This is a genomic window from Roseobacter sp. HKCCD6576-2 (assembly GCF_013179285.1).
GTDB lineage: Bacteria > Pseudomonadota > Alphaproteobacteria > Rhodobacterales > Rhodobacteraceae > Rhodophyticola > Rhodophyticola oceani.
This window is the reverse complement of record NZ_WVNW01000003.1, coordinates 257493-273065: the sequence shown is the minus strand read 5'-3', so window position 1 is coordinate 273065 and position 15573 is coordinate 257493. Positions and strand designations below refer to the sequence as shown.

General features: G+C 61.0%; 16 protein-coding genes and 1 tRNA gene. 10 read left to right on the top strand and 7 right to left on the bottom strand.

Features of this window, described 5'->3' with window-relative positions; genetic code table 11:
• Positions 1-82: 82 nt before the first annotated feature.
• On the bottom strand, positions 83-2362 hold the full coding sequence (locus GTF44_RS13890) for an NADP-dependent malic enzyme (RefSeq protein WP_171562145.1): 2280 nt from the start codon (positions 2360-2362) through the stop codon (positions 83-85).
• Positions 2363-2442: 80 nt separating this feature from the next.
• Positions 2443-3210 carry an NAD kinase gene (locus GTF44_RS13885; protein ID WP_171562147.1) on the bottom strand — a complete coding sequence of 256 codons (768 nt, stop codon included), beginning with the start codon at positions 3208-3210 and terminating at the stop codon, positions 2443-2445.
• 179 nt (positions 3211-3389) lie between these two features.
• On the opposite strand from GTF44_RS13885, the gene glyA reads away from it, so the two are divergent.
• Both glyA and GTF44_RS13875 read left to right on the top strand, forming a co-directional pair.
• Positions 3390-4685, top strand: coding sequence for a serine hydroxymethyltransferase (gene glyA / locus GTF44_RS13880; RefSeq protein WP_171562149.1), 1296 nt, complete (start codon positions 3390-3392; stop codon positions 4683-4685).
• Between the two features lie 176 nt (positions 4686-4861).
• Positions 4862-5899: a fatty acid desaturase gene (locus GTF44_RS13875; protein WP_171562151.1), complete on the top strand. Its 1038-nt coding sequence runs from the start codon at positions 4862-4864 to the stop codon at positions 5897-5899.
• Positions 5900-6063: 164 nt separating this feature from the next.
• Here GTF44_RS13875 and GTF44_RS13870 read toward each other — a convergent pair whose 3' ends face one another.
• Positions 6064-6648, bottom strand: coding sequence for a TetR/AcrR family transcriptional regulator (locus tag GTF44_RS13870; protein ID WP_171562153.1), 585 nt, complete (start codon positions 6646-6648; stop codon positions 6064-6066).
• A 77-nt stretch (positions 6649-6725) separates the two neighbouring features.
• On the opposite strand from GTF44_RS13870, the gene GTF44_RS13865 reads away from it, so the two are divergent.
• From GTF44_RS13865 to GTF44_RS13840, 6 genes are all read left to right on the top strand, one after another.
• The gene (locus tag GTF44_RS13865) at positions 6726-6974 is read left to right on the top strand and encodes a hypothetical protein (RefSeq protein WP_171562155.1); all 249 of its coding nucleotides are present in this window, start codon (positions 6726-6728) and stop codon (positions 6972-6974) included.
• A gap of 81 nt (positions 6975-7055) precedes the next feature.
• Positions 7056-8342 (top strand): homoserine dehydrogenase, encoded by a 1287-nt coding sequence (locus GTF44_RS13860; RefSeq protein WP_171562157.1) that lies wholly within the window; start codon positions 7056-7058, stop codon positions 8340-8342.
• 108 nt (positions 8343-8450) lie between these two features.
• Positions 8451-9416, top strand: a complete 966-nt coding sequence (gene glpX, locus GTF44_RS13855) for a class II fructose-bisphosphatase (protein WP_171562159.1) — start codon at positions 8451-8453, stop codon at positions 9414-9416.
• 5 nt (positions 9417-9421) lie between these two features.
• Complete coding sequence (locus GTF44_RS13850) at positions 9422-9985, top strand: cysteine hydrolase family protein (RefSeq protein WP_171562161.1); 564 nt, start codon at positions 9422-9424, stop codon at positions 9983-9985.
• Positions 9982-11724 carry a single-stranded-DNA-specific exonuclease RecJ gene (gene recJ / locus GTF44_RS13845; RefSeq protein WP_171562163.1) on the top strand — a complete coding sequence of 581 codons (1743 nt, stop codon included), beginning with the start codon at positions 9982-9984 and terminating at the stop codon, positions 11722-11724. Before GTF44_RS13850 ends, recJ begins: the two co-directional genes overlap by 4 nt.
• Positions 11725-11803: 79 nt before the next feature.
• Positions 11804-11878: transfer RNA gene (locus GTF44_RS13840), tRNA-Glu, on the top strand.
• Between the two features lie 249 nt (positions 11879-12127).
• On the opposite strand, the gene GTF44_RS13835 is transcribed toward GTF44_RS13840, so the two are convergent.
• The 3 genes from GTF44_RS13835 to GTF44_RS13825 form a co-directional block, all read right to left on the bottom strand.
• On the bottom strand, positions 12128-12886 hold the full coding sequence (locus GTF44_RS13835) for a hypothetical protein (protein ID WP_171562165.1): 759 nt from the start codon (positions 12884-12886) through the stop codon (positions 12128-12130).
• A 283-nt stretch (positions 12887-13169) separates the two neighbouring features.
• Complete coding sequence (locus GTF44_RS13830) at positions 13170-13667, bottom strand: hypothetical protein (protein WP_171562167.1); 498 nt, start codon at positions 13665-13667, stop codon at positions 13170-13172.
• On the bottom strand, positions 13642-13992 hold the full coding sequence (locus GTF44_RS13825; protein ID WP_171562169.1) for a helix-turn-helix transcriptional regulator: 351 nt from the start codon (positions 13990-13992) through the stop codon (positions 13642-13644). The genes GTF44_RS13830 and GTF44_RS13825 overlap by 26 nt, the downstream gene beginning before the upstream one ends.
• A gap of 332 nt (positions 13993-14324) precedes the next feature.
• On the opposite strand from GTF44_RS13825, the gene GTF44_RS13820 reads away from it, so the two are divergent.
• Both GTF44_RS13820 and GTF44_RS13815 read left to right on the top strand, forming a co-directional pair.
• A complete protein-coding gene (locus GTF44_RS13820; protein ID WP_171562171.1) occupies positions 14325-14591 on the top strand; it encodes a CopG family ribbon-helix-helix protein in 267 nt (88 codons plus the stop codon).
• A gap of 12 nt (positions 14592-14603) precedes the next feature.
• Positions 14604-14882 (top strand): type II toxin-antitoxin system RelE/ParE family toxin, encoded by a 279-nt coding sequence (locus GTF44_RS13815; protein WP_171562173.1) that lies wholly within the window; start codon positions 14604-14606, stop codon positions 14880-14882.
• Between the two features lie 197 nt (positions 14883-15079).
• Here GTF44_RS13815 and GTF44_RS22135 read toward each other — a convergent pair whose 3' ends face one another.
• On the bottom strand, positions 15080-15493 hold the full coding sequence (locus GTF44_RS22135) for a serine hydrolase (RefSeq protein WP_253261335.1): 414 nt from the start codon (positions 15491-15493) through the stop codon (positions 15080-15082).
• Positions 15494-15573 lie beyond the last annotated feature (80 nt).

Genomic DNA, 15573 nt, shown 5'->3' with positions numbered 1-15573 from the left:
ACTGAGGACCTAAAGACGCGAGACAGACCGCGCCTGATCTAAAGCTGAAAGAATTCTGAAATCTGCAGCGGGCTCTGCGGACCTAGCCGTAGAGCCGCACCGGTGTTCCGGCCAGGGCACTCATATTCAAAAGCCCCCGCGCGGTGATGGATGGCGTCACGATATGTGCCCGGTTGCCCATCCCCATCAGGATTGGTCCAACTTCGAGCCCACCCGCTTTCATTTTCAGGATGTTTCGCGCCGCGCCCGCCGCATCGGTGTTGGAGAAGACCAGCGCATTCGCCGCCCCCTCCAGCCGCGAATTGGGGAAAATCCGGTGCCGCAGCTCGGGGTCAAGCGCGCTGTCGATATGCATCTCGCCCTCATAGGCGAAATCCACGCCCCGATCATCCAAGATGATCAGCGCCTCGCGCATCCGCTGGCCACTTTCGCTGTCCAAATTGCCGAACTGGCTCCCGGAACAGAGGGCGATTTTCGGCTCGACCCCAAAGCGGCGCACATGACGTGCAGTGCCGATCACCGTCTCGGCGATCTGTTCCGGCGTTGGTTGCGCATGGACATGGGTATCGGCCACGAAAAGCGGGCCATCTTCCAAAATCATCAGGCTGAGCGCCCCCACCGGGTGCAAGTCCGAGGTGCCCAAAAGCTGGCGTATGTAGTTGAGATGCCAGAGATATTGCCCAAAGGTGCCGCAGATCAGGCTGTCCGCCTCTTGCCGATAGACCATGACCGCGCCAATCGCGGTCGTGTTGGTCCGCATGATCGCGCGGGCCAGATCAGGGGTCACACCCCGGCGCTGCATCACCTCATGATAGGTGCCCCAATAATCGCGATAACGCGGGTCGTTTTCCGGGTTCACCAACTCAAAATCCCGGGTCGGGCGGATGTCGAGACCGGCGCGTTCAACCCGCGCTTCGATCACCTCGGGTCGCCCGATTAAGATTGGCTTGTCGGTAGTCTCTTCCAACATCGCTTGGGCCGCACGCAGCACCCGCTCGTCTTCGCCTTCGGAAAACACGATCCGTCGGGTTGTGGTCGCTGCGGCTTCAAACACCGGCCGCATGATCAGGGCTGAACGGAAGACGGATTGGTTCAGCTTCGCCTTATAGGCCTCCAAATCGCGTAGGGGCCGGGTCGCCACGCCGCTGTCCATTGCGGCCTTGGCAACCGCGCTCGCGACCACCCCCATCAAACGCGGATCAAAAGGTTTCGGGATCAGGTAATCTGGCCCAAAGGTCAGTTGCTCCCCCCGATAGATCGCCGCCGCCTCGGCACTGGTCGTGGCCCGCGCCATGGCCGCAATGCCATCGATACACGCCAATTGCATCGCGTCATTGATCTCCGTCGCGCCCACATCCAGCGCGCCGCGGAAGATGAAGGGAAAACAGAGGACATTGTTGACTTGATTGGGAAAATCGCTCCGCCCGGTGGCGATCACCGCGTCGGGTGCGACTTTCCGCACCTCTTCCGGCAGGATTTCCGGCGTCGGATTGGCAAGCGCGAAGATGATCGGTTTTGCCGCCATCTTCTTGACCATCGCCTGTTTCAACACGCCCGGCCCGCTGAGGCCCAGAAACAGATCGGCCCCTTCGATCACATCGTCCAGCGTCGCCGGTGTCGTACCTTGCGCATAACAGGCCTTCTGCGGTGTCATCTGCGCCTCGCGGCCTTCATACACCAGACCTTCGAGGTCGCAGAGATACACATTCTCCCGCTTCACGCCGAGTTTCAGGAGCATATTCAGGCAGGCGATCCCCGCCGCCCCGCCGCCGGTCGAGACCACTTTGATCTCGCTAAACTCTTTCCCCGCGATCTTCAGCGCATTGGTCGCCGCCGCGCCGACGACAATCGCCGTGCCATGCTGATCATCGTGGAAAACCGGGATATTCATCCGTTCCCGGCAAAGTCGTTCAACGATAAAACAATCCGGCGCTTTGATGTCTTCGAGGTTGATCGCCCCAAAGCTCGGCTCAAGCGCACAGACGATATCGGCCAACTTTTCCGGGTCGCTTTCATCCACCTCGATATCGAAACAGTCGATATTGGCGAATTTTTTGAAGAGCACCGCCTTGCCCTCCATCACCGGCTTGGAGGCCAGCGCCCCGATATTGCCCAGGCCCAGAACCGCCGACCCGTTTGAGACCACGGCGACCAGATTGCCGCGCGCCGTATACCGCGCCGCATCCGCCGGATTGGCCTTGATTTCAAGGCAGGCTTCGGCCACGCCAGGGCTATACGCGCGGCTCAAATCGCGCCCGTTGGCCAATGGCTTTGTCGCCCGAACCTCCAGTTTCCCCGGCTTCGGATGCTCGTGATAAAACAGCGCTGCCGCGCGCAAGCTCTCGGATTTATCGTCGGTCATGGCCTCTTCCTCCCGGGTGATGGTTTAGCGTTAAACTATTTTCGCCAAACCTGCCAGAGCGACGCAAAGCCGCGCCTGATTTACACGAATTGCTCGCTGATCAACCGTTCTTCCAACCCATGGCCGGGGTCAAACAAGATCCGATGCGCCACCTCGGGCTCCGACCGAATCTCGACCGACACCACATCTTGGACCGAGCGGCTATCGGCGTCGGCCATCACCGGTCGCTTCACGTGATCCATCACCTCAAAGCGCACCAAACTCGGCTTGGGCACCAGCGCCCCGCGCCACCGCCGAGGGCGGAACGCCGCCACGGCGGTGATTGCCAAGACATCCGCGCCCACCGGCAAGATCGGCCCATGCGCGGAGTAGTTATAAGCCGTGGACCCCGCCGGGGTACAAACCAACGCCCCATCGCAAACCAGTTCTTTCATCCGCAACTTGCCATCGACCCAGATGCGCAATTCCGCCGCCTGCGGCCCGGCCCGGAGCAAACTCACCTCATTGATCGCCAGCGCCTCGGTCACCCGCCCATCGGCGCTCACCGCCGTCATATGCAGCGGGTTGATCACGGCCTCCTCCGCCGCTTCCAGCCGGTCGATCAGCCCCGCTTCGCCATATTCATTCATCAAAAACCCGACTGTGCCCCGGTTCATCCCGTAAACCGGGGCCTCCAAAGCTTGGGTCGCATGCAAGGTGCCCAACATGAAGCCATCGCCGCCAAGCGCTACAATGACATCCGCATCTTTGGGGTCATGCTGCCCATAGCGTGCCGAAAGACGCGCCAGCGCCTCTTGGGCGCTCGGCACGTCACTGGCCAGAAAGGCGATATTTCGGGTGGCAGGCATGGGCGCTCCAAACTCCAGGCAGGACCCAATCCTTTGCCCGCCGAGACCCGAAAAACAATCCCAAACCCGGAAAATGCCGCCGCCATGCGCAAATGCGACGGAATCCACCCTTCCCAGGCCCGACTCATTGCCCTAAACCCCGCCACATCTTTCGCGCCGCTGGATATAGGAGACCGGCCATGAACGCCCCCCATCGCGATGACGGATTTTTCACCGAAAGCCTAGAGAGCCGCGACGCCGAGCTTTTCGGCGCGATCCGAGGGGAGTTGGGTCGACAGCGCGATGAAATCGAGCTGATCGCGTCGGAGAACATCGTTTCGGCGGCTGTGCTCGAGGCGCAAGGCTCCGTGCTGACCAATAAATATGCCGAAGGCTATCCGGGTCGGCGCTATTACGGCGGCTGCCACTATGTCGACATCGCCGAGAACATGGCGATCGATCGCGCCAAGCAGCTTTTCGGCTGCGATTTCGCCAATGTGCAGCCCAATTCCGGCTCGCAAGCGAACCAAGGTGTGTTCCAGGCGCTGCTCCAGCCCGGCGACACGATCCTCGGCATGTCGCTTGATGCGGGTGGCCACCTGACCCATGGCGCCAAGCCCAGCCAATCGGGCAAATGGTTCAACGCCATTCAATACGGCGTCCGACAGCAGGACCTGGAGATCGACTACGACCAGATCGCGGCGCTCACTGCCGAGCATCAGCCCAAGATGATTATTGCTGGCGGCTCGGCCATTCCCCGGATCATCGATTTCGCCAAAATGCGCGAGATTGCCGACACTGTCGGTGCCTATCTGATGGTCGATATGGCGCATTTCGCCGGGTTGGTCGCCGCGGGTCACTACCCCTCGCCCTTCCCGCATGCCCATGTGGCCACAACGACGACCCATAAGACGCTCCGCGGCCCGCGCGGCGGCATGATCGTGACCAATGACGAGACCATCGCCAAAAAGGTCAATTCTGCGATCTTCCCCGGTATCCAGGGCGGCCCGCTGATGCATGTGATCGCGGCCAAAGCCGTGGCTTTCGGCGAGGCGCTGCGCCCCGAGTTCAAGACCTATCAGGCCCAGGTGATCAAGAACGCCCAGGCGATGGGTGACCAACTCATGAAGGGCGGTTTGAACATCGTCACCGGCGGCACCGACACCCATGTACTTCTGGTCGATCTGCGGCCCAAAGGCGTCAAAGGCAACGCAACCGAAAAGGCACTTGGCCGGGCCCATATTACCACCAACAAAAACGGTATCCCGTTCGATACGGAAAAGCCGACAATCACCTCGGGCATCCGCCTGGGCTCTCCCGCCGGCACCACGCGCGGCTTTGGCGAGCCGGAGTTCCGGCAAATCGCCGATTGGATCGTCCAGGTTGTCGATGGGTTGGCCGCGCATGGCGAAGACGGCAATGCCGAGATCGAAGCGCGGGTTCAGGCCGAGGTCTTGGACCTCTGCAAACGCTTCCCGGTCTATCCCACGCTGTAGTTTGCGCACATCTTGCGGTTGACCAGCCTCGGCGATCACTCGCCGAGGCGCGGCAAGTGGCTGTTTTTCCTATCGCTTCCAAGGGTTGTCCCTTCGCTTTGCCAATGGCATTTTAGGGGGGCGATAGGACAGCCATTTCCAGCCCGTCCAGCTTTGACTGCTCAGAGACGCATAACATGACCACCGCAAGACCCCAGATCACCCCCGCCTATCGGCGCGAGGCCGAGCGCGAAATCCGTGCTTTCACCCGCGATTGGACCGACCGCGACGACCGTATCGCTTTGGTCAGCTATTTCGGTACCTTCCTCGTCTATTTCCTGACGCTCTATCTCGCCGTTCTGGCTTGGCCAAACCCGCTTCTGGTGGTGCCGCTTGTCGTGATCAACGCCTTCTCCGGCGTCCGGCTCTACGTGCTGCAACATGATTGCGGCCATGCCTCGCTCTTCGCCAAGAAACACCACAACGACATTGCTGGCCACGGCCTGTCAGTCTTCACGCTCACCCCCTACCGGGTGATGCAGTTCAACCATAACGAACACCATTCCCATCTCGGCAATCTTGATGAACGGCACACGACCGAAGTCTTCACGATGACGCTCAGCGAATGGCAGAGTTCCGGCTTTTGGAAGCGTCTTTGGTACCGGCTTTACCGCAACCCGTTCATCATGATCCCGATCGGCGGGCTTCTCACCTATGTCTTCGCCTATCGCTGGCCGAAGAATTCCAGCAAGACCGGCGCCGCAATGGTGCTTGCGCATAATCTGGGTCTCGCGGCCTGGGTCGGCGCGATCTGGTGGTTCGCCGGTGTGCCCGGACTGATCATCTATGCCGGTACGGTCTTCGTGGCCGGCTGCATCGGGGTTTTCCTGGTCTATCTGCAGCACAATTTCGAAGACACTTATTGGGACCGCAAGCCAGAGCTGAACCCGGCCCGTGCCGCGCTCCAGGGTTCTTCGGCGCTCGATCTGGGCTGGTGGTGGGATCTGGCGGTAGCCAATATCACCTATCACGACATCCACCATTTCAACGCCAATATCCCGAGCTACCGGCTGCGCCGCTGCCACTTGGCCTTGCGCAAGAAGTACGATGTGCAGACCATCCGCTGGCCTGAAGCACTCCGCAGCTTCACACTGAAACTCTGGGATGAAGATGCCGAGCGCTTGGTGCCCTACCCGCGCCGTCAAACCGAGCCGACCCTGACACCGGCGGAATGATACACGCGGACACGTGATCGCAACGCGCTGCCGCCTTGTCTGTGGCAACGCGGCCCGAGGATGGCTCCCGCAAGGGGGCCTGACGAGGGCCGCCGCCCCTTACAAAACCCTTAAGAAATCTCGCGATAGAGTTGGAAAATCCGCGATACCTGGAATTTTTTAACCTATTCCGCCGCGACCGCCTTGCGCACCATGTCCCAGTAAATGCCCTCAACGGCATCTCGATCCAGCCGCCCACCCTCGCGATACCAGGTGTTCACCCCAGTCAACATCGCAATAATCGCCATGGTCGCCAGCTTCGTATCCGGCAGGTCAAACACCCGCTCCGCCTGCCCGGCCTTCAAAATCGCTTCTAGCCGATCCTCATACTCGCGACGCAACCGCTCAATCACCGCGAAATTCTCCGGCTCTAGATTGCGCAGCTCCATATAGGCGATGAAAACGAGCTCCGGCCGGTCTAGATGGAACCGGATGTGATGGCGGGCGAAATCCTCCAACTGCACCAAAGGCCCTGCCCGCGGCGCTTTCCAGGCCGCCAGAAGCTCCTCCAGATGCCCATGCATCAACTCAAACAAAAGTGTTTGTTTATCAGGGGTGTAGAGGTAAAGCGCGCCAGCTTGCACGCCCACCTCCGCCGCGATCTGGCGCATCGACACGGCTGCAAACCCATGCCGCGCAAAAAGCCGCAATGCCGCCTCCCGCACCTTTGGGCCGGTGATATCCGCATGTGATCCTTGCTTGCGCGCCATCTGGTCACAGTATCTGAACATCCGTTCAATTCAACCCATCGCTGGACGCCCTGCCTTGCCTGCGCTACGCCTAACGCATGCGCTGGATCCTCACCCTGCCCCTCCTGCTCGCGGCCTGCGGCGACCCGCTGCCCGATCTGCAATCGCGGCTCAGCCCGACGGCGCGGACGGCCGCCTTCCCCGAACTGGTGCCGCTTGGCCCACTTCTGGCCGAGGCCGACGCCGTGCCGCCGCGCACGGCCGAAGAGGAAGGCCAATCGCTCGACGCCCGGTCCGAGGATTTACGCAGGCGTGCCAATGCGTTACGCCGTCTGCAACTCCCCTGATACAGCGCCCGCGTTGCACCCTCGCCGATTAGCCGCTAACAGGGTCTCCGTGCTCGTGATCCGCCGCGAAAGGGACCGCTTATGACTGAGAAATTGCGCATTGGCATTGCCGGTCTGGGCACCGTCGGCATCGGTGTGGTGAAGATTCTGCAGCGGGAAGCCGAGCTTCTCACCGCGCGCACTGGCAAGTCCATTGAGATCACAGCCGTCTCCGCCCGCTCCCGCGACAAAGATCGCGGCGTGAACATCGCTAAATATGCTTGGGAAGACGATCCGGTGGCGCTCGCCACCCGCGAAGATGTGGATGTGTTTGTCGAACTGATGGGCGGCAGCGACGGCCCCGCCAAAGCCGCGACAGAAGCCGCCATCGCAGCGGGCAAAGATGTGGTCACGGCCAACAAGGCGCTTCTGGCGATCCACGGCCAAGCCCTTGCGCTTGCCGCAGAAGATGCCGGTCGTGTGCTGCGTTATGAGGCCGCCGTCGCAGGCGGCATCCCGGTGATCAAGGCGCTGACCGAAGGCCTCGCCGGGAACCAGATCACCCGCGTCATGGGCGTGATGAACGGCACCTGCAATTATATCCTGACCCAGATGCAGGCAACCGGCCAAGGCTATAACGCGCTCTTCGAGGAATGCGGGCGACTTGGCTATCTGGAAGCCGATCCGAACCTTGATGTGGGCGGCATCGATGCGGGCCATAAACTCGCACTCCTGGCCTCAATCGCCTTTGGAACCCAGGTCGATTTTGACGCGGTAGCGCTGCAAGGCATTCAGTCGATCACCTTGCAAGACATCCAACGCGCCGCCGATATGGGCTACAAGATCAAGCTCTTAGGCGTCGCGCAAATGACAGGTCGCGGGTTGGAGCAACGCATGACCCCCTGCCTCGTCCCCGACAGCTCACCGCTCGGGCAACTGGAAGGCGGCACCAATATGGTGGTCCTCGAAGGCGACAGAGTCGGCCAAATCGTACTGCGGGGGGCCGGGGCGGGCGAAGGCCCCACGGCCAGCGCGGTACTCTCCGACATCACCGATATCGCCCGTGGCATCCGCGTGCCGACCTTTGGCCAACCGGCCGAAAGCCTGAAAGCCGCGCCGCCCGCCTCCGCCGCCTCGCCCGCGCCCTACTACCTACGCTTGACGCTGAAAGACAAACCGGGCGCCCTCGCCAAAGTCGCAACCGTCCTGGGCGACAACGGGATTTCCATCGACCGGATGCGCCAATATGGCCATCCCGACCAAGACGTGCCGGTCTTGATCGTGACCCATGTCACCGCCCGGCCCTCGCTGGATGCGGCACTGGCCGCTCTACCTGCCACAGGCGTCGTGGAGGGCGACCCTGTCGCGCTACGCATCGAAGACGTATAAGCCGGACAAAAGGCGCAAGCCCCACCTGTTAGCGCGCCCATCCTTGCCCCGCGACCCGCGCCCGGATACGACAGGGGCACGATTTCCGTTGCCCTGAAAGGCCCGTTTATGACCACGCCTATCGATTTCAATGACCGCATGTTGTCCCTGGGCCTGGCCCGCGTTTCCGAGGCGGCCGCGATGGCCTCGGCCCGTTTGATCGGCCATGGCGATGAGAAAGCCGCCGACCAAGCCGCCGTGAACGCCATGCGGGATCAGTTGAATAAGCTGGATATTCAAGGGGTTGTGGTCATTGGCGAGGGCGAGCGCGACGAAGCGCCGATGCTCTATATCGGCGAAGAGGTCGGCAATGGCCAAGGCCCCGCCGTCGATATCGCGCTCGACCCGCTCGAAGGCACAACCTTGACGGCCAAAGACATGCCCAACGCGCTGACAGTGATCGCGATGGGTCCGCGCGGCTCGATGCTGCACGCGCCGGATGTCTATATGGACAAGCTCGCCATCGGCCCCGGCTATCGCGAAGGCGTTGTGACGATGGATATGACCCCCTCCGAACGGGTCAGCGCGCTTGCCGCCGCCAAAGGCTGCTCCACCGGCAATATCACCGTCTGCGTGCTGGAACGCCCACGCCATGAGACAATGATTGATCAGCTGCGCGCCACCGGCTGCGCGATCCGGCTGATCACCGATGGGGATGTGGCCGGCGTGATCCACTGCGCCGAGGCCGACATCACCGGCATCGACATGTATATGGGCGAAGGCGGCGCACCCGAGGGCGTCTTGGCCGCCGCAGCCCTGAAATGCATGGGCGGGCAGATGTATGGCAAGCTGCTGTTCCGCAACGATGACGAGCGGGGGCGTGCGCAAAAGGCGGGGATCACCAATCTCGACCGGGTCTATACCCGTGACGATATGGTCACTCAGGATGTGATTTTTGCCGCGACCGGCGTCACCGATGGTTCGATTGTGCCGGGGATCAAACGCGAGGTGGGCTATCTGACCGCTGAGACCTTGCTGATGCGCTCCAAAACCGGCTCGGTCCGGCGGATGAGCTATCGCAACCCGACAAGATAAGCGTCATGCACCCCGCCCTGCTGTTGATCGACATTCAGACCGGGTTTGACAGCCCCTTCTGGGGTGCCCGCAACAACCCGTATGCCGAAACAAAGGCTGGCGCTTTGCTCAATCATTGGCGGGCGCTTGGCGCGCCGGTGATCCATGTCAGGCATATCAGTGTTGAGCCTGGTAGCCCGCTTGGCCCGGAAACCGGCGGCACGGCATTCAAGCCCGAGGTCGCGCCCTGGCCGAACGAACCGGTTTTTGAGAAGTCAGTCAACAGCGCCTTTATCGGCACGGCGTTGGAGACCCATCTGCGCGACGCAGGGGTTTCCGATCTGGTGATCTGCGGACTGACCACCCCGCATTGCGTCTCAACCACCACGCGGATGGCCGCCAATCTGGGGTTTCGGGTGCGCCTCGCCCATGACGCCTGCGCCAGTTTCGCAGCCAATGCCGATACGGGCTGGGCCGAGGGTGTATCTCCGTTAAGCCCAGAGCAGATTCATCAAAGCGCCGTCTCGCATTTGCACGGAGAATTCGCCGAGGCCATTTCGGTCGATGCCCTGCTCGCGGAGGTCCCGTGACGGCGTTTCTTGATGTCGAAACCTCGCTCACCGGGCGCCGATGGGTTGGCCCCACGATTGAGAAAGAGCGCCTTGCCGAGGCGCTGCGCCAACAAGCCGGACAGCCGCCCGCCGTGGCGCAGGTTCTGGCGCGGCGCGGCGTGACACCTGAGGCCGCAGAAAGCTTCCTCGCCCCCGCGCTCCGTGACCTGCTCCCCGACCCGATGGGCTTGCGCGACATGGCGCCCACCGCTGAGCGGGTGTTGGCCGCGCTGACCGCCCGCGAGAAGATCGCGATTTTCGCCGATTACGATGTGGATGGCGGGTCAAGCGCCGCGCTGCTGCTGGATTGGCTGCGGCAATCGGGGCATGACGCAACGCTCTACATCCCCGACCGGATCGACGAGGGCTATGGCCCGAATGACGCGGCGATGGCCGATTTGGCCAAGACCCACACCCTGATCATCTGCGTGGATTGCGGCACGCTCAGCCACGGACCAATTGCGGCGGCGCGCGGTGCCGATGTGATCGTGCTGGACCACCATTTGGCCGGGGCCGACCTGCCCGATTGTGTCGCCGTGGTGAACCCCAATCGACAGGATGAAAGCGGCGATCTGGGCCATCTCTGCGCCGCGGCCGTGGTGTTTCTCTTGCTGGTTGAGTTGAACCGGCGGCAGCGCGCCAAAGGCATCACCGGCCCCGATCTTATGGCGATGCTCGATTTGGTGGCCTTGGCCACAGTGGCCGATGTGGCGCAACTGACCGGGGTGAACCGGGCGTTTGTCCGGCAAGGTTTGACTGTGATGGGTCGGCGCGCTCGGCCTGGCCTTGTGGCGCTGTCGGATGTGGCGCGGCTCGACCGTGCGCCCACCTCGTACCATCTGGGGTTTGTCCTTGGCCCCCGAGTCAATGCGGGTGGTCGGATTGGGCAGGCCGATCTCGGCGCCAAGCTCTTGGCGACACGCGACCCGTCCGAAGCGCAGACACTCGCCAAACGGCTTGATGACCTGAATACAGACCGCCGCGATATCGAGGCGCAGGTGCGCGATGCCGCGCTGGCCCAAGCCGAAACCAGGGGGCTTGATGGCCCATTGGTCTGGGCCGCCGCCGATGGCTGGCACCCCGGCGTGGTGGGCATTGTCGCAAGCCGGTTGAAAGAAGCCACCAACCGCCCTGCCGTGGTGATTGGTTTCGATGGGGAAAACGGCAAAGGCTCGGGCCGGTCGATCTCCGGCGTCGATCTCGGCGCCTCGATCCAACGCCTGGCTGCCGAAGGTTTGCTCGTCAAAGGCGGCGGGCACCGTATGGCGGCGGGCCTCAGTGTGACCCGGGACATGTTGGAACCGGCCATGGCCCGCCTGGCCGAATTGCTTGGCAAACAGGGCGCAGGCGAGGCCGGTCCCGCCGACCTGCGCCTAGACGGTCTCTTGATGCCCGCGGGTGCCACACCCGAACTGATTGAGCAGCTTGAGGCCGCCGGGCCCTTCGGCGCGGGCGCCCCTGCCCCGCGCTTCGTGTTTCCGGCGGTGCGGATAGCCTATACCAAACCGGTCGGCGACGGCCATCTGAAGCTCAGTTTCACCGATGGCGGCCCGGTGACGATCGATGCAATCTGTTTCAACGCACAGCAGTCCGGCCTGGGCCCGGCGCTCGAAGCGCATGGCGGCCGGCAGGCGCATCTGGCCGGCCGCGTCGAGATCAATCACTGGCAAGGACGGCAGCGCGTCCAACTCCGCCTGGAAGACGCCGCCTGGGCCTGAGAAAATTTGCGGGCAAACAGGTAAAGAATCCCCTTGCGCGCCCTCGCCCGTTTGCCTAGAACCCGCCCACGCCAAGCGTGGCCCGTTCGTCTATCGGTTAGGACGCCAGGTTTTCAACCTGGAAAGAGGGGTTCGATTCCCCTACGGGCTGCCATGCTTATTTCCCGTTTTAAATCATTGGGTTACGGGCGGTATCGCCTTGTTGGGTTAGCCATTTTATATGGTTAGCCAAAGCGACAGATGATGCAAACGCCTCTCCCGGCATAAGTCTTTGATTGCTGGGTTCTTTTTTCTCTCCATTTTTGCAAGGTTTTGGGGGGGTGCAATCCGTTACGAGATCGCAACCCAACGCCGCGCATTTTCGCACTGCATTCATATGAAAAAATCTTTCCGCATCAGAGCGCTAACCAACCAAAGCGTCCCACTCGCGCATGGTCCATTGGCACATGTGTAGTAACTGCCTTAGCGCCTCATCTGCATTCGCTGTGGTGATCTCGGTCGCGGCTCCGTGCGCAGCTTCATCGCGCCAGACAGCTATTATTCCAGTGAATGCTTGAAGAGCATCCTTGCGATGCTGTGGGGCTTGACCCGCGATGGTATTCAGAACGTCACGGCGTCCATTGGCTCGTCGATACATCGAAAGTACTGCTTCTTCGTCACCTGTCTTCGCTATCGCTATAGCCAGCAATACCGCCTCAGCAGCGGCTCCGCTCATCACACACGAAGCAAGCCACACTCCTGCGTCCCGACAACGAACGGCTTCCGCTGCCCGTTGCACGAATGCTTCTCCAAATCGCTCGGCGAAGCCGCTGAATGTGTCGAGCAGTGAGCCGGACTGATAGACCAGTACGTTGGCATCATCGATAGCCTGAAGCCGCGCCCCTGCCGCCGATGTCATGGAATAACCCCCTGGTTCCGCCGCTTGCGCATGCATTGACCGCACGCCGGGCCTTAGGACTCCTCTTAAACAAAGTACCCAACCGGCTTCTTCAAATAGCGGTGTGTACTCCGCTGTGAGGTTTGCCTGTTCTTGGCCATGTCTAGTTTCTTGCTCTGCGGCGTATTCGGCCACGGCTCTACCGTAATAGTCATAACCGTATCGGGCAGAACGACTTTCCTTTAGTGCCCGCACAGCCAGACCAATCGCCTCATCGATCTCCATTAGTCTCTCTCAACGCATCATTTGGGTTAGCCAAGTGCAACTATCATTTAACGTTGTTAAGTGCACTTCCGACAAGGTTAGCCCGCCTAAGCTATTGATTTTTCTGATTCGCGCCACTTCCCTACGGGCTGCCAGGCAATCTCTATAACATACTGAAATAGAGACAGAAATCCGACGATGGCGCGGTTTAATCCCACATTTGTTCCCACACACCGCTCCGTTTCGTCGCCTAGTCAAAAAAGCCGCGATTGGTCCCTCGCGGCCTTTCTATGTGGTTGGTGCGCTACCCCATCGCCCGTGCCATGACGGGAGTCGGGTCAACAAAAAGCAGTTTGGCTAGGGCCACCGCCTCAAACAGAATGGTGCGCGGCGATTCCGTGTCCCACAACCGCCGTCGCTTGGGCAAATACGGCTCCAGTGCCGGGAACTCTACGGCGAGTGCCTCCGCTTCATCATACTTGTTGGGGAAAGCCTGCGCCCGTTCCATCGTGACATCGAGCAAGTCAGGCTTGTCTCGGACTACCCGGGACAGCGCAGCGGTGATGGCCCGGCTGCGCTGTCCCTTGCGGCTGATGGCTGGGATGTCTTCGGTGAGAACCACATCCGGTTCAAAGCGGGCCAGCCACTTCTGCATGGTTCGGACGGCTACAGTTGGGCTCAGTCCCGCAATGCGGGATGTGCCCCAATCCGTAAGCCGCTGACCGACAAACAGCGCATAGCCAACCTTGCCGCTGGCCACGGCCACAGACAGCACCCTAAGCCCCTCCATGGCTCGCGTCATTATCGCTCAATCGGGCGCTCAGATGAGTAAGGGTCTTCTCGCGTTGCAGCTTGCCCAGCCAGCGGGGGCCGGGCTCAGGCAGGCCCGGCAATCGCTCCTGCAGCTTTGCTTTGGCATCTTCCGTGACCTCATTGAAGAGGCTCTGGAATGACCGGCCATAGATGAGCGCCAGCAGACAAACCTGCTCCACAGATGGCAGGCGTTTGCCCGTTTCCAACGCGGACAGCGTGCTTTTGTGAACGTTGAGTAAATGGGCGGTGTCCCGCAGGGAGAGGCCGGACTTGCGACGGGCCAGCCTCAGGTCGAGTGCGAACTCGGTAGACATGATATTTTGTGCTTAAACTGATAAAGCCAGCCCCAGTTTACGAAGTCGTCATCCGTGCTGGTAGGTGCCCTCAGTTGCGTGATGCGTACTATCCCACCGGTTTCAAACCATACTGCTCTGGTGGCGGTTATAACGGTTCTCTATTCCTTCGTACCGAACAGGGTATCAAAATCCCCGTCCTGAATGCTAGCCGTGCCCGATTGCCGTTTGCACAACCGAAGACACCATGATGATGACGGGTGAATGACGGTAGTCTTTCAATCCGGCCAAGTTGCTGAACTTCCGTTACTGTAGTATGATGTAGGTCTATGAATACAACACAGGACACCACCATGGCAGAGCGTTCCGTTCTCTCCGTCCACACCAATCCAGAGACAGCTGAACGGCTCAACCGATTGGCGACCGCACGTCAACAGAAGAAATCCGCGCTTGCCAATCAGGCGATTGAAGAGTTCCTGGCCAAAGAGGAGCTCATCGAAGCCCGCATCCGCGAGGGTCTGGAGGATGCCGCCGCCGGGCGCACCCTGTCTAACGAGACGATCTTGGAATGGGCAGACTCGCTTGGTACGGACGCTCCTAAGCCCCTGCCGCAAGCCTAGCCTATGGCTCTCATGTGGACCAACCAGGCAGCGCGCGACCTGGAAGACATCCACTCTTTCTTGGAGCCGCGAGATCCGCAAGCAGCGGCGCGCATCATCCAGCGGTTGGCCCGCATCGCAAAAGACGTGCTGGAGGTCGCACCTGATGCTGGCCGGCCAGGACGGGTCGAGGGCACACGGGAACTGGTGGTGACCAGAACCCCTTACATCATCGCCTATGAAGTGGATAGGGACGATGTCCGCATCGTGAGTGTCATTCACTCGAGGCGAGTGTGGCCGGAGGCTTTCTGAGAGACGCAGCGGAGCGGGAAGCGAATGGCAGCAACGAGCCCCGTAGTTCCGGATGCTGCACCTCGCACCAATGGCTTGGAACCGCCAAAAGCCGACATTGACTCTAATCAGGACCGGCCCGAAGCGGACATTCAACAGGATTTGCCGCGCTGGCATACAGCTTGCCGAAAGCGGACATCAGCATCCGACTCGTTACTTCAGTGTTCCACAGCTTCAATGAGCAACTGAGCAAGTGCGGCTTCCAACGCTGGAACTAGGTCGGTGCTATCGTCGACAACACCCACGTCCGAATTGATTTGGAAAGCAATCGTGATGTTGTGGTCCGCATAGTGTCGAAGGCTTGAGACGTAGCCCGGAATCCAGCCTCCGTGACCGTAGACTTGTCCGTGCTGGGTTTCCTTATTAATCGCGACGCCGGTGCCGTAGAGCACACCCGGCGCGTCTGGGTGGACGGATACCCCGTCCAGCAAAGCAATCAGATAGTCTGCGTCCATCGCAGCGCCTGAGAACAGCGCATGTCCCCACAAAGCGAGGTCTGCAGAGGTGGACGCAAATCCACCGCCCGTCCATTCAACTACTGGGCTCCAACTTAGGTGGCCGTCTCCACCCATCGTGCGCGGCGCGACACCGAAGGATTGTCCTCTGACGCGTAGGCGGGGCGAAGATGCCTTTATCCTCCCATCGCCGAGCA

Coding starts and splice junctions, on each gene's coding strand:
- GTF44_RS13890 (WP_171562145.1), bottom strand. CDS start 2,362: ATGACCGACGATAAATCCGAGAGCTTGCGCGCGGCAGCGCTGTTTTAT.
- GTF44_RS13885 (WP_171562147.1), bottom strand. CDS start 3,210: ATGCCTGCCACCCGAAATATCGCCTTTCTGGCCAGTGACGTGCCGAGC.
- glyA (WP_171562149.1), top strand. CDS start 3,390: ATGAACGCCCCCCATCGCGATGACGGATTTTTCACCGAAAGCCTAGAG.
- GTF44_RS13875 (WP_171562151.1), top strand. CDS start 4,862: ATGACCACCGCAAGACCCCAGATCACCCCCGCCTATCGGCGCGAGGCC.
- GTF44_RS13870 (WP_171562153.1), bottom strand. CDS start 6,648: ATGGCGCGCAAGCAAGGATCACATGCGGATATCACCGGCCCAAAGGTG.
- GTF44_RS13865 (WP_171562155.1), top strand. CDS start 6,726: ATGCGCTGGATCCTCACCCTGCCCCTCCTGCTCGCGGCCTGCGGCGAC.
- GTF44_RS13860 (WP_171562157.1), top strand. CDS start 7,056: ATGACTGAGAAATTGCGCATTGGCATTGCCGGTCTGGGCACCGTCGGC.
- glpX (WP_171562159.1), top strand. CDS start 8,451: ATGACCACGCCTATCGATTTCAATGACCGCATGTTGTCCCTGGGCCTG.
- GTF44_RS13850 (WP_171562161.1), top strand. CDS start 9,422: ATGCACCCCGCCCTGCTGTTGATCGACATTCAGACCGGGTTTGACAGC.
- GTF44_RS13835 (WP_171562165.1), bottom strand. CDS start 12,886: ATGGAGATCGATGAGGCGATTGGTCTGGCTGTGCGGGCACTAAAGGAA.
- GTF44_RS13830 (WP_171562167.1), bottom strand. CDS start 13,667: ATGACGCGAGCCATGGAGGGGCTTAGGGTGCTGTCTGTGGCCGTGGCC.
- GTF44_RS13825 (WP_171562169.1), bottom strand. CDS start 13,992: ATGTCTACCGAGTTCGCACTCGACCTGAGGCTGGCCCGTCGCAAGTCC.
- GTF44_RS13820 (WP_171562171.1), top strand. CDS start 14,325: ATGGCAGAGCGTTCCGTTCTCTCCGTCCACACCAATCCAGAGACAGCT.
- GTF44_RS13815 (WP_171562173.1), top strand. CDS start 14,604: ATGTGGACCAACCAGGCAGCGCGCGACCTGGAAGACATCCACTCTTTC.
- GTF44_RS22135 (WP_253261335.1), bottom strand. CDS start 15,493: ATGGGTGGAGACGGCCACCTAAGTTGGAGCCCAGTAGTTGAATGGACG.